General features: G+C 66.8%; 12 protein-coding genes. 6 read left to right on the forward strand and 6 right to left on the reverse strand.

The features are described 5' to 3' along the window. Positions 1–47 precede the first annotated feature (47 nt). The 4 genes from pip to ABD259_RS15140 all read right to left on the reverse strand — a co-directional run bounded on the left by pip (position 48) and on the right by ABD259_RS15140 (position 4,386). The gene (pip, locus tag ABD259_RS15125) at positions 48–1,019 is read right to left on the reverse strand and encodes a prolyl aminopeptidase (protein ID WP_344163067.1); all 972 of its coding nucleotides are present in this window, start codon (positions 1,017–1,019) and stop codon (positions 48–50) included. A gap of 9 nt (positions 1,020–1,028) precedes the next feature. Next, positions 1,029–2,231 carry an FAD-dependent monooxygenase gene (locus ABD259_RS15130; RefSeq protein ID WP_344163070.1) on the reverse strand — a complete coding sequence of 401 codons (1,203 nt, stop codon included), beginning with the start codon at positions 2,229–2,231 and terminating at the stop codon, positions 1,029–1,031. Next, the gene (locus ABD259_RS15135) at positions 2,231–2,845 is read right to left on the reverse strand and encodes a TetR/AcrR family transcriptional regulator (protein WP_344163073.1); all 615 of its coding nucleotides are present in this window, start codon (positions 2,843–2,845) and stop codon (positions 2,231–2,233) included. The genes ABD259_RS15130 and ABD259_RS15135 overlap by 1 nt, the downstream gene beginning before the upstream one ends. 635 nt (positions 2,846–3,480) lie before the next feature. Then, positions 3,481–4,386 (reverse strand): SCO4651 family lipoprotein, encoded by a 906-nt coding sequence (locus ABD259_RS15140; RefSeq protein ID WP_344163076.1) that lies wholly within the window; start codon positions 4,384–4,386, stop codon positions 3,481–3,483. A gap of 205 nt (positions 4,387–4,591) precedes the next feature. Between ABD259_RS15140 and ABD259_RS15145 the strand changes: the two genes are divergently transcribed. The 3 genes from ABD259_RS15145 to ABD259_RS15155 all read left to right on the forward strand — a co-directional run bounded on the left by ABD259_RS15145 (position 4,592) and on the right by ABD259_RS15155 (position 7,619). Beyond that, complete coding sequence (locus ABD259_RS15145) at positions 4,592–5,407, forward strand: hypothetical protein (RefSeq protein WP_344163079.1); 816 nt, start codon at positions 4,592–4,594, stop codon at positions 5,405–5,407. Positions 5,408–5,590: 183 nt separating this feature from the next. Continuing rightward, a complete protein-coding gene (locus ABD259_RS15150; protein WP_344163082.1) occupies positions 5,591–7,120 on the forward strand; it encodes a hypothetical protein in 1,530 nt (509 codons plus the stop codon). Between the two features lie 100 nt (positions 7,121–7,220). Further along, positions 7,221–7,619, forward strand: coding sequence for a hypothetical protein (locus ABD259_RS15155; protein WP_344163085.1), 399 nt, complete (start codon positions 7,221–7,223; stop codon positions 7,617–7,619). 389 nt (positions 7,620–8,008) lie between these two features. Here ABD259_RS15155 and ABD259_RS15160 read toward each other — a convergent pair whose 3' ends face one another. Continuing rightward, positions 8,009–8,587 (reverse strand): transposase, encoded by a 579-nt coding sequence (locus tag ABD259_RS15160; RefSeq protein ID WP_486348485.1) that lies wholly within the window; start codon positions 8,585–8,587, stop codon positions 8,009–8,011. 511 nt (positions 8,588–9,098) lie between these two features. On the opposite strand from ABD259_RS15160, the gene ABD259_RS15165 reads away from it, so the two are divergent. From ABD259_RS15165 to ABD259_RS15175, 3 genes are all read left to right on the forward strand, one after another. Continuing rightward, a complete protein-coding gene (locus ABD259_RS15165; protein WP_344163091.1) occupies positions 9,099–9,596 on the forward strand; it encodes a hypothetical protein in 498 nt (165 codons plus the stop codon). 152 nt (positions 9,597–9,748) lie between these two features. Beyond that, positions 9,749–10,672: a DUF3592 domain-containing protein gene (locus ABD259_RS15170; protein ID WP_344163094.1), complete on the forward strand. Its 924-nt coding sequence runs from the start codon at positions 9,749–9,751 to the stop codon at positions 10,670–10,672. Between the two features lie 236 nt (positions 10,673–10,908). Further along, on the forward strand, positions 10,909–11,436 hold the full coding sequence (locus ABD259_RS15175; protein WP_344163097.1) for a hypothetical protein: 528 nt from the start codon (positions 10,909–10,911) through the stop codon (positions 11,434–11,436). A 276-nt stretch (positions 11,437–11,712) separates the two neighbouring features. Here ABD259_RS15175 and ABD259_RS15180 read toward each other — a convergent pair whose 3' ends face one another. Beyond that, positions 11,713–12,165 (reverse strand): DUF2000 domain-containing protein, encoded by a 453-nt coding sequence (locus ABD259_RS15180; protein ID WP_344163100.1) that lies wholly within the window; start codon positions 12,163–12,165, stop codon positions 11,713–11,715. Positions 12,166–12,186 lie beyond the last annotated feature (21 nt).

Consider the following 12,186-nt stretch of genomic DNA (forward strand, 5'->3'; position numbering starts at 1 on the left):
GTGCGGGCCGCGGCATGCTGTGCGGGCGGCGGACGCCCGGGCACGCGTCACCGGCCGCGCGCGCCGAAACTCGCGATGGCGTCCAGGGCCGCGTCGCGCATCGCGGGGCTGCCGGTGTGGCCGGAGTCGTCGATGACGATCAGTTCGGCGCCGGGCCAGGCCTTGGACAACTCCCACGCCGTCGCCAACGGGCCGCCCAGGTCGAGGCGGCCGTGGATCAGCACTGCCGGAATCCCGGCCAGCGTGTGGGCGTCCCGCAGAAGACATCCCTCATCGAGCCAGGCACCGTTGGCGAAGTAGTGGGCACAGATGCGCGCGAACGCCAGCAGCTCTGCGTCGGGCCGATCACTGTAGTGCCCCGGCCTCCCCAGCACCTCGTGAGCGATGACGGCGTCTTCCCAGACACACCACGCCCGCGCCGCTGCGAGCCGGACCCCGTCGTTCACACCCGGGCCGTTCAGCAGCCGGTTGTACCCGGCCACGAGGTCACCGTTCCGATAGTCCTCCGGAAGCGCGTCGCGGAATGCCTCCCAGGGGCCGGGGAGGAAGCGTCCGGCACCGTGGTAGAGCCAGTCGATCTCCTCGCGCCGGGTCATGGTGACGCCGACGAGGACGATTTCGGAGACCCGCTCCGGGTAGCGCTCGGCATAGGCGAGGGTCAGCGTCGACCCCCAGGAACCGCCAAGGAGGAGCCAGCGCTCGATGCCCAGGTGCTCGCGGAGCAGTTCCATGTCGGCGATCAGGTGATCAGTGGTGTTGTGTTCCAGGCTGGCGGCCGGGTCGGAGGCGTGGGGGCGGCTGTCTCCGCACCCGCGCTGGTCGAACAGGACGATCCGGTACACGTCGGGGTCGAAGGCCTGGCGGCTGGTTCGGCGCCCGCCGCTGCCGGGGCCGCCGTGGACGAACAGGGCCGGCTTTCCGTCGGGGTTCTCGCTGGTCTCCCAGTAGATCCGGTTGCCATCACCGACATCCAGGAGGCCGCGAGCGTACGGTTCGATGGGTGGGAAGGGCGCAACCACGGCTCAGCTTTACAGCGGCCGGCAGTCGCGGGTCAAGCCGGTGTGCCGCCGCACGACGGGAGTGGGCTTGCCGGAGATCGTGCTGCCGATGAGCCGGTCCACGCCGGGCAGGGCCGATAGCCGCAGGGCAGCGCGGCGGACGTGGAGCATTGCCCGGTTCTCGGGGAGGAACCAGTGGGCCGAGCGTCGGGCGGCCTGCTGGCGCTCCTCGGCCACCGGGCGCCACTCCTGTTCGTAGCGCTGGAGCGCCTCCTCGACGTCCGCCGCCGAGGCCAGGTGTTCGGCCAGCACGAATGCACCACCCATGGCCAGCGACGCGCCCTGCCCGGCCAGCAGCGACACGGCATTGGCGGCATCGCCGAGGAGGACGGTGCGGCCCCGGCGCCAGCACGGCAGCACGCTCTGGGCGACCTGGTCGTAGAAGATCTCGTCGGAGGGCGGGCACAGCTGTAGGGCGCGAGGCACCAGCCACCCCAGCCCGGCGTAGGCGTCGCGGACGGCGGTACGCGCGTCCACCGGAAGCGTGGGGTCGGACGTGCGGTGCACCGCGAAGACGGCGACACGGCCGCCGCGCAGCCCGTAGAGGCCCATCTGCGCACCGATGCTGTCGGTGAGATGGAACCCGCCCTGGACAGCGGCGTGTACGTCGGGATCGGCGAATGTGAAGGCGGCGGTGTGGAAGCCCAGGTAGCGCAGGAAGTCGTCCTCGGGCCCGAAGACCTCGCGGCGCACGCGGGAGTGGATGCCGTCGGCACCGATGAGCAGGTCGGCGTCGAGGCTGCGGCCGTCGGCGAGGGTGACGCGCACACTGTGCGCCGCGTTGTCGGTGACATCGGTCAGGCGGGCGTTGTAGAGCACGTCGACACGCTCGGGAAGGGATTCGCGCAGCGCGAGTTCGAGGTCGGGGCGGAGGACGGAGATCAGGTCGCCGCCCAGGGCGTTGGCGAATCGGTGGAAGCCGAGGGAGGCGCGGACGCGTCCCGACTCGTCGACGAAGGACGCCTCGCTGATCGGGTAGCCGAGCTCGCGTAAGCGGGGAAGCAGCCCCATGGCCTCGGCGGCGTCGTAGCCGGGGCCGAAGAAGTCGATCATGTACCCCTGGCCGCGGGGACCGGGGAACTGCTCCAGCACGACCACGTCCCAGCCGTGCGCGTCGAGCCGGTTGGCCACGGCCAGGCCGGCGATACCGGCCCCGCAGACGATCGCTTTCATCACCGATCTCCTTGTCGTTGTTCTTCGTGTCCGTCGGTCCTGTCGCTGACGGGGGTGGGGGCGAGGAGCCGACGGAGCATGGGCTCGACGACGCCGGACGTGAGGCCGGGGTCGAGCGCGCGGTGCAGCATGACCCCGTCGAGGGCGGCGCCGAGCACCCGCGCGGTCTCTTCGGGGGCCTCGACACCGGCGGTGGCGAGCCAGGCGGTCAGGCGCGACCGGAAGAGTTCCAGCACGCCGGAGATGGCGCGGCGCAGCTCCTCGTCGCGGGTGGAGGCGAGGTAGGCCTCGATGAACAGCCGGGACATGGGGTCGTCGCCGGAGAAGCGGTCCAGATCGCGGATGATGAGCGCGAGCCCCTCCTCGGCGTCGGCGGCGGTCTCCAGGCGTGCGGTGGCCCCCTCGGCGACCGCGCTCATCATCTGCGCCGCCGCCTCGATGCGGAGGGCCTGGAGCGAGGCGAAGTGGTAGTGCACCAGCCCGGGCCCGACCCCGGCGCGCTCAGCGAGCGTGCGGGTACTCACCGCCGACCACCCGCGCTCGCCGATCAGCTCAGCGGCTGCCGTGATCAAGCGCCGCCTGACCTGCCTCCCTCGTTCTGCCGTCGTTGGCACGAGCGTCTCCTTGGTCAAACGTACTGTGCGAACGCATTGGTCGATCGCCCAATTTCGAGCATGACACACCCAGGGCTGTTGGTATAGAGAGAAGAAGGGGAGATGACGACCCCGCCTGCCCCATGAACGGACCGTGGATGTCGTCCCGAGAACCGCCGGCCTGAACAGATCAGGTCATGTACCGCTAGCGCCGCCACACGTGGCACGACCCCCTGTTCACCCCGAAGCGATCACGGGCACGAGACAAGCCCCACCAGCCGCAGACAGCCCGTCGTATTCACGAGCGCGGTGGCGGTGTAGCGCTGGTCGAAGCGTCCCCCCGTTCGACGAGCCCAGCCCTCCGCAACCTCCGCCGCCCTGTCGGGTCTGCAATCGCAGGCCCGTACTCACTCCCTACCGGACGGAGCCTTCCGGGCAGTTCACGGATAGTCGGAGGGTCGGCCCGCCGACGTGATACCTGTCCCACTCCCTCGGGGCAGGAGAGGAAAGGCAACCGTGACCTCTAACCGAGGATTGATCCGGCAGCGATGCGATGGACCCCCGTGCCTGGAACTACATCGCCCTGCCTGGCGTCGCCAGGCAGGGCGATCAGCAGGCGTCTGCAGCCCACGCCGGGACCTCGGGTGCCGCTCGGCTCAGCCCGTACTGTCGAGGCTTTCCTGAATGGTGCCCGTATTGTTCTCTGGCGGCAGAGTGATCTCTACTTCGGCGCCCCAGTTGCTGTAATGCACGGTGCTCGTCGCCTTCTCACCGTCAGGGGTGACCAGCTCAACGGTGAACTCGTCGGGCAGCCCCTTGTCAGAGACGGTCAGTTCCCAACTCACCTCGTCCAACCCGGCCTTGACCGCCCGCTTGAAATTGTCGTGGCCAGCATCGGCCAGGTCGGTGGTGGACGTCGTCCCTTTGTAGCGCGTGACGGGCTCGCCGTCCTCGGACTTCGCGCTTTCCGGGTCCTCGCTCAGCTCTCCCAACCGCACCACATCGAGGCTGGACTCGCCGGAGGCCTGATCGAGCGAGTCGTTCGTCTCCCGCAGCATGACCCGGAAGATCTCCGCGAACGGCCCGATCTCGTCCTCGAGCTTGTCCACCTCCTTGCGGGAGATCTTCATCCACTCCTTGTCCTTCAGGAGCGGTTCCTCTTCGAGCTTCGTGTACATGACCTTGTCCATGACGACGATGTGCGCGGTGCTCGGGCGGTCCTCGCTGTTGTCCACGACCTTCATCCGCGCCGCAGGAGGATCGGTGAGCAGGAGCGTCATGCTGACGTCCTCGATCGACGCGGCGTCCTCGCCCTCGGGTTCCTCCGGGTCGACGGTCATCGCGACCTCGACCGAGAGTGCTTCCTGCATCCGTTTTGAGACAGCTTCGGCAAGCTTGTCCGGGGAGTCGGGAAGGTCGATCTTCTCCATCTCCGCCGCCGGGACGGGAGAGGGGGCGGCTTCCTTCTTGTCCTTCTCTTCGTCAGAGCCTCCGCCCTGACAGGCGGTCATGAGCAGCACGGACGCGAGCACGAGGGAGCTGTGTGCGAGGAGGCGTTTCATAGTGCCCGGAGCCTACCGAGTCCGCGCATAAGGACGGAACACGGATAACGGCTTTTTCGAGCGGTCCGCGGCTTTCCTGGTGGGACCCGTGTCCGGGGCGTGTGTAGCCGAACATAGTCTCAACCCTCAGGTCTGCGATAATCCCGAAGCCGAGGTGCGATGGCCCTTCCGTCTCCCTACCCCCTGCCCTGCCCCCGAAGGACCGGTGAGCACGACGATGAAGAAACGATCGATCGCGGCACTGGCGATGGCCCTGCCACTCATGGTGTCCACCAGCTGCGTGAGCGATCCCGAGGACTCCCCCTCTGACGGTAACGGAGCCGATTCCGTCGCCAACAATGACGGAAAGGATCCGGCGGCGAGCGCTGACCGGGGTGATCGGGGCGGCCCCAAGGACGCAGAGATCGATGGAAAGCCGATTCTGGAGATCGGTGGGGTCAAGACCGAGGCGACAAACAGCGACACCGTCGAGCTGTTCACCCGCCCACCACTGTCCGAACAGGCGGGGGAGTCGGGAAACACCGAAAAGCCAGGCGAGATCTCCCTCGACTGGACGTCACGGCTGCGTCTCACCTTCACATCGGCCACTCGCGAAGGTGACGACGTCACGTTCCACGGCACCGCGTCCTACCAGCACGACGATGGAGCCTACGTCATCCACAGTCGGGACTTCACCGTGCTGGTCCCCGAAGAGCAAGCGAAGGGCGCTGGCGACGCCGAATTCGAGGACGGCTTCCGGGCTTTCAACGCGAGGGAATCGAAAGCACTGGTCACACTCACGCAGGACAAACCCGAGCAGCAGTTCGGCGTGACTATCGCCGATCTCCCCGAGGAGGACAACTCCACCCGACTCGCCAACGGTCTGTCGGGCCGGTACTTCCAGTACGAGACCCCCGAGGTCATTTGGGGACACGAACTCAGTCCTCCCCAGGACTTCACGCCTGGGCGGCTCTGCTACAGCGAGAACGACACCTGGCACGACGTCGAGCTTTTCGAGTACACCGACATCCCCTGCGGGTGACCGGCACGGAACGCGCGGCTGGCTAATGGCCCCGCTGAGGCCGCACGTTGGGTCCGAACCTTGGGCCCCGGATTGGGTACGGGGGCTCTGTCATGCCCGGGGCGGCCGTCCGTACGCTCCGACAATGCCCCAACTCACAGCATTCCGGTCCCACCGGTCGCCCCATGATGTGGGAGCGGTCTGATGCTAGGAGTCAGACGACTTCCTGATCCCACCGGACATGCTCGCAGGCTTGCTCACGGCCGTGATCGCGGTGCGTCGTTCACCGAGTACGCGGCTGTCACCCTGTGCGTCGCCGTCATCGCCGGCGCGGTTCTCATCGCCGTACCGGGCGGTGTGGGCGATGTGTTCCGCGACGCCCTGTGCCGCCTCGGCGCCCTCGTCAGCGACGGCGAATGCGACACGTCGGCTCCACAGGCCGACGACGAACCCACCTACGACTACACCCCTACCTACTGTGTCCGCGACGGCAGCAAGAAGACCTACGGCTATTCCCTCGACATCGGCTTCCTTACGTTCGGCCAGGAGTACAGCTACGCGAAAGAGGTCCTGTCGAACGGCAAGATGATCGTCACCTTCGTTCCCTCAGCGGAGGTCGGCGTCGCGGGCGGCGTGGGTTGGGACTTCGGCAAGGAGAACGCCGCGCACACGGAGGCGGGACTCGACGGGAGTGCGAGCGCCCACCTCGCCTCCGGCATGACCTACATCTTCGACAGCGAAGAAGAGTTCGAGAAGTTCGAGGAGGAGGTCAACGCGGCCATCGCCGAAGAGCAGTCCCGCATGATGAACCCCGAGGGTGAGGCGGGCAAGGCCATTGCCGAGTGGCTGGGATTCTACGAGCGCCCCAAGATCACCGTTGAACCCGCTGTGCGCACTGGAACCATCGAGATCGAGGCCAACGGCGACGCCAGTGTCGGGGCCTGGATCAGCCGAGCGGACAGTGGTGGTGACGCCTGGGACATGAACCTGGGAGCTCAGGGCAGCGTCACGATCAGTGGAAAGTACGACCACTCCACCTGGTACTCGGACCCGAAGAACATCCAGACCTCGGAGACATACGGCTGGACCGCGACCGGCAACATCGGCGCCACGGCGCTGGCCGCACACGCCGACGGCGAACTGAGCTGGAGTGGCGGCACCCGCGTGATGCGCAACGAAGACGGGTCTCTCGCCAGTATCCGCTACATGACCAACGCCGAAGGCTCGTTCAACATCGGAGTGGACAAGAAGACAGGTACGGGTTCGAACAACGGCGGGATCGACGCTGGCAAGAAGCAGACGAAGAGCGTTACCCAGATGGTGGAGCTGGACTTCGACACCCCCGAGGAACAGGCGGCCGGAGAGGCCCTGCTCAAGGAGCGCGGCCTGCTCCCGCCGACCTACGTGGCGAACGCGATGGCCGACCAGCTCGGCGAAGAGGACTACGGGGGCGACATCGCCACGCAGCCGGACGGTGACGCCCCGGATTGGGAGCACCTCTTCTACAAGAAGGGCCGGGCCTGGCAGAACGCCTCCGATGTTGAGACGGACCAGATGGAGTTCAGCGCCAAGGTCAAGTTGGGCCTGCAGTTCGGCGCGAGCACGAGTTGGGCGATGGAGGAGCGGCACACGACCGACGCGCTGATGCTCGACGGTCCGGACAACGGAGCTCGACGGTTCATTGACTACGCCGACTGCGTTTCGGACAAGGCGGAGAGAAAGAACGACGGGTGATGGCTGACCGCTCGCAGGCTCGCCGAGAATCGGCGTCGCTATCGGGAGTGGAAAGGCCATCGGAAACCGGTCCGGAATCGGGAAGGGGAAAGGAACCGTGATGAGAACCGTGCTCGCCTTGGTCGTTGCCGCCGTTGTCTGGCTCTTGGGGACAACGCTGCTGGCCATCGGCGTGCCAGGCCTGGCCACAGTAGAGCAACTGGAAAGCACGTCTGGGCGCCTCGCCTGGTTCGCGCTCCCCCAGTTCGTGCTCATGTTCGCGATGGTGCTCCTCGCAGCGCTGACACTGGGGCGCGGCCAGCTGCGTTCCCTACTCGGAACGCTGGTGGTGCTCGCCCCGCCGGTCGTCGCCCTGCTGGCCGCGGCGGCAATCGGGGCTGCGGGTGACGTCCCCGGGATCGTCATCGTGGGCAAGTTCGTGTGCGGCGCATTGGGAGCCGGTGCCGCGTGCTGGCTAGCACTGCCCCCGAAGGAACCCGCTGTGTTCCCGCGCCCCTAAAACCTCGCGCTCCATTCGGCCGTCTTCGCGACAAAGGGCCCCGGAAGAGCCTCACTTCATTGGAGGACTGTGCGGACGACGGCCCGCATAGCCAAAACGTCGGTGAGGGGAAGGGACAGGCCCCGCAGACCGAGCCGGAGGAAGTACGGGTGGAGTGGCCGGCCCCGCCCAACGACCCGAATTCGGGGGACTTCGAAGCGATCTAGGACGAGATCGACGAAATCCGCGAGTACCTGGACCAGGGCTTCTGAAACTTCTGCCTTTGGGACTGCCCGAGAGATCCCCGCCACATCATGGCCGAGATGCCCCCGGCGAGCTCAACGCCCTCTATTGGGCCCTGACGGGAGAGGAGATCAGGGAGCTCCTGCGGAAGAAGGGCGTCCGCGAGATCACGCTCGGCCAGGTAGATGTGCGGACCCTCCGCGACCTTCGGGAGGTCGCCCCCGACCAGCTTGGGTGGCGCCGTCGGCGTAGCATCCGGCGCGGTCCCGGCAGACGTACTCGACGCCGGGACGGTCGGTGAGCCAGGTGGGCAGGGCCTGGGCCGAGCGCTCGTCGAGCAGGTCGATGAGGCGACGGGTGCCGACGTCGATGAGCAGGGTTCCGTACACGTGGCCTTTGAGCAGGGCGAAGTCATTGACCCCCAGGGCCTGAACGAGGCGGTCCTCGGGGTTGGGAACCGCGCGGATGAGGCGCAGCGGCGTCATCCGGCTGACCGGTACCGCCAGGCGGGAGGTGAGGTGGGAGCCCGCCCGGCTACCCAGCGCCAGGCCCATCCGGCACAGCGCCACAGCCAGGGCAGGGGTGCGGCGGGCATAGGGGGTGGTCAGACCCGGTACCTGCTCGGCGAAGATTTTGCGCTCGCAGGAGGGCTCGTCGCAGAAGAACCGGCGCACCTGCAGGGGGAGCAGCAGCTCCTGACCGCAGACGGGGGCGTGAGTCAGACGGCGGCCGTAGCGGCTGTGCACCCGCCTCGACGGGATTGTGCAGAGGGGCAGGCGGCTGCGAGGGCCGTGGTCGCCACCGTGACCCGGATTGACAGGTCGCCGCGGAAGGCGTTGTCGATCCGTAGTGCGACCAGGTGTGGGAAGAGCAGGGCGAGTAGGGACGAGATCGACACCCCGCATCATTGCCGGACCGGAGGGACGTCCGCAGGCACTTCATCAAATCCGTGCCAGAGTCAATATTGGCGCGTCGCCGGCAGATGCGGTCTACTGGCACCGGCACTCCTGGTCCGGTTATACGGAGTCGGCGCCCATGCATCTATTAGGAGCTTCTTCGTGGCCGCAGGAGAACCTACGGATCACGCCGCCGATCACCTGCCTCAACGAATTTCCCGACTGTCACTAAGGTCGTGTGCCATTGAGCTGACATGGCCACCTGAGCGAGAGCTAGATCCCCCCGTGGACCGCGCCTTTCGGCTCTCCCAACGGTGGCCTAGAGCGGGCGGGAGCTCATGACTGGGAGCGAAAGCGTGGGATGTACACGCGCTCTGACACTGGCGCTGGCTTCGTCGAGTGCGGCGCTGTCGTCCTCACCATCGACGCCATCGTCATTGCCATTCTCGCCACCGGCTTCGACAGAACCCCGAACCAGATCGTCGCCACCATCAAGGACAGCATCTGTGAGGCCTTCAAGTTCATCGGCTTGGAGACGGAGTGCCACTTCCGGCTCCAGCTGGAGGCGCTCTGGACCGCAGTGACCTGGCAAACCGCGGTTAGCCCCACGGTGTACTTCATGACGGCCTCGGTGTCGGCCATCGTCCACCGCCCCCGTGAAGGGCGACTCAGCACCTCGCGCAGCGCGCAGGCCTGCCTCGCCATCCCGGTGGCCGGAACGCTGGTCTACCTGGTCAACAACCTCGTGTTCACAGGTGTGGCCAGCGGTGCCGTAGCCGGTGGGCTGATGGCCTGGAACGCCGCGGCCCTCGCCGGTGCCCTCCTCGGATGGCAGCCCATCCGAACGATGCGCACCTGACCGCAGCGGCCCGAGCTGCCACCGGTCCCATGGGTGGCAGCTCTACGGGCGGGCCTTGCCCGACCAGTCCGGTCTGATCCCGATCGCCGATCAGTGTGACGGTACGATCGCCTGCGATTCCTTCCCCCACGACCCGAGGACCGGTGGCAGTAGTGTCCGACGTCGATCCCGTTTCGCTACTGATCTGGGGTCTCATCGCCGCGGTGATCGCATACAACGTGGTCAAGTCGATATTCGCTCGGCTGCGCAAGCAAAAACTCCAGCGCCATGGGGTGACCGCGGAGGCTGTGGTTGCCGCGGTCGGGCCGCTCGACCCGCCCCGACGCGTGGAGCACCCCTTTACCCTCCGCTTCCGCACTACGTCCGGCGCTGAGTACACGAGCGAACACGCGAGGGGCTTTGGGGGCATCGTCCCCGTCCCGGGCTGGCGGGTCCCCATTCGGTTCGATCCCGACGACCCCTCCAACGTGGAGATCACCGACAACCCCTACCGCCACCCGATCCCTGGCGCCCCGCAGCCGCGCTGCGAGTCTCCTATGCGCTCGGTGGTGCACCGTGCCTTGTTCTCCGCGATCGTCGTGGCGATGCTCGCTCTGGCGCTCTTCGGCGATGCCCTCGGGGACGCCAAAAACGTGGTGTCCGGCGGGATCTTCATTTTCGCCGGTCTGCTGGCTTTGATCAGCGGCATCTGGTTCGCGGGGGACACCAGCAAGCTGCGGCGCTCTCCCGCACGCGCCATCGCCACGCTCACCCACTCCTGGGAGGAGCCAGCAGGTTCCAACACGCACCGCAACCTCGACACCACGTCCCCATCAGCGACGGGGTGGGTGAACGCCTACACCGTACTGTTCGATCTTCCCGACGGGCGGCAGGTGCACCGACGGTCGCCCATCGCGACGAGCACCACACGCTACGAACCTGGCCAGCGGGTCGAGGTGATTTACGACGCGTCAGCTCCGACGTCGATCTGGGTCGGGTCGGGGCGGTCGAGTATCGTCGGCACGGTGGTCGGGATCAGCCTCGGAGTTCTGTTCATCCTCGTGGGGACGGCGATCGCGCTCTTCTGGCCGACATGAGGCGCGCGGAGCCGACGAGCCACGGTGCCGGTGGATGGACTGGTCCAGCCACAGCCATCTGCGGAGTGACACCGATCACTTCCCGCCTGCCGGGTGCAATCCCGGACCCGACATCAGTTCCACCCCAGAACCCGCATTCGAGCGACGTTGACAGCATCCAACGTCGCAGGCCCGCCACAGGGGCATCGTACGTCGAGTGTGGCTTTCTCCCGCCGCTGAAGCGGCGGGAGAAAGCCATGCACAGCAGCTGGAAGGCCACGACTACGGGAAGAGCCCTCGTGATGCGGCGACGGGTCTGCATGCGCACCACCGCAGCGGGGCTTCTGCTCAGCCTGCTCGTCGGCGGATGCGCAGTGGGCGGGGACGAGCCCAAGGAGCCGACCACCGAGATCGACACATCCCCCAAGGCGTTTACCGAGTACTCCGGTGTCCCCCTTCCCGAGGGCATCAAGGAACCGGACATCACCGCCGAATATGACGATCAGGGCAACGTTGTCTACAACGTGTTGTTCTCCGCGACCTCCCAGCAGGCCGAGAAGGTGTGCGAGGAGGTCGGGAACTGGCTTCCACGCTCCCAGGGCGTGTCCGAGGAGGAGCGGGAGAAGCTCGGAATCGATGCCGACGCCGTGACTGCCGCAGGCGACAACGTACGCGGCTGCTCAGCGGTCGACCAGGAGACGGGGACGCATACTGAAGGGATCGTCCTTTACCCCGACGATGATTCGGCGGACGTGTACCTGATTACCCACACGCTCGGGCGCTGAGAGGCCGCCACGCCAGGCGGATACGGTTTGCGGTCGGCCGGGCAGGCACGGTCTTCTGTTGTGATGATCAGGGTCTTCGGCAGACCAAGATCACCGGAAGTCGTGCCTACTGTGCACCTGGAACCGTACCGACACCTGGCGTGCCGACCCTCGCGTGGGCGCATCACGGCCGTATCGCATGTTCCGCATCGATAGCGAGAGAGACCCAGTCCTGACTGGCGGGTGGTGGTGAGCCGGAGAATATCCACATGGAAGGGGAACACGGGGAGGGCCTCCTTACCGCCACAGGGAGAACTTCTTGGTCAGCGGATCGATGATCTCTTTCTTTCCGAACGCCGCGACGCCGTAGTAGTCCAAAGCTTCTTCGAGGGTCTGCGCCATGCGGTCCAGCTGCTCGCGGTAGGTGTCACCGGTCATATCGGACGTGAAGTCGGTGAAGCACACGTCGGCCGCGATCAGTTCATTGCGCAGGCGGCGCAGCCAGGCGGGGCGGCCCTGCAAGACGGCCAAAGACAGCCCGGAGATCGGGCTGTGGCTTCCGCCGTCGGCGTCGGCGAAGTCGAGGAATGACATGTGCGCGAGCTGATCGTCGCCGCTGCGTGCGGCTTGCGCCACCAGCCCCAGGGCGAGGTGGCTGGCCGCGTTGAGAGCGATCCCCGGATCCAGCTTGGCCTTCAGGGCCACGACGAACTTGTAGTCGGTGAAGACCGCGGGTTCAGGTGAATTCATAACGCGTTCTCTCCTGGTTTC

This window comes from Nocardiopsis rhodophaea (assembly GCF_039530945.1).
GTDB classification, from domain to species: domain Bacteria; phylum Actinomycetota; class Actinomycetes; order Streptosporangiales; family Streptosporangiaceae; genus Nocardiopsis_C; species Nocardiopsis_C rhodophaea.

Excerpts from the sequence above, each read along its gene's own strand:
- ABD259_RS15130 (WP_344163070.1), bottom strand. The coding sequence starts at position 2,231 with ATGAAAGCGATCGTCTGCGGGGCCGGTATCGCCGGCCTGGCCGTGGCC.
- ABD259_RS15140 (WP_344163076.1), bottom strand. The coding sequence starts at position 4,386 with ATGAAACGCCTCCTCGCACACAGCTCCCTCGTGCTCGCGTCCGTGCTG.
- ABD259_RS15150 (WP_344163082.1), top strand. The coding sequence starts at position 5,591 with ATGCTAGGAGTCAGACGACTTCCTGATCCCACCGGACATGCTCGCAGG.
- ABD259_RS15155 (WP_344163085.1), top strand. The coding sequence starts at position 7,221 with ATGAGAACCGTGCTCGCCTTGGTCGTTGCCGCCGTTGTCTGGCTCTTG.
- ABD259_RS15165 (WP_344163091.1), top strand. The coding sequence starts at position 9,099 with ATGTACACGCGCTCTGACACTGGCGCTGGCTTCGTCGAGTGCGGCGCT.
- ABD259_RS15175 (WP_344163097.1), top strand. The coding sequence starts at position 10,909 with ATGCACAGCAGCTGGAAGGCCACGACTACGGGAAGAGCCCTCGTGATG.
- ABD259_RS15180 (WP_344163100.1), bottom strand. The coding sequence starts at position 12,165 with ATGAATTCACCTGAACCCGCGGTCTTCACCGACTACAAGTTCGTCGTG.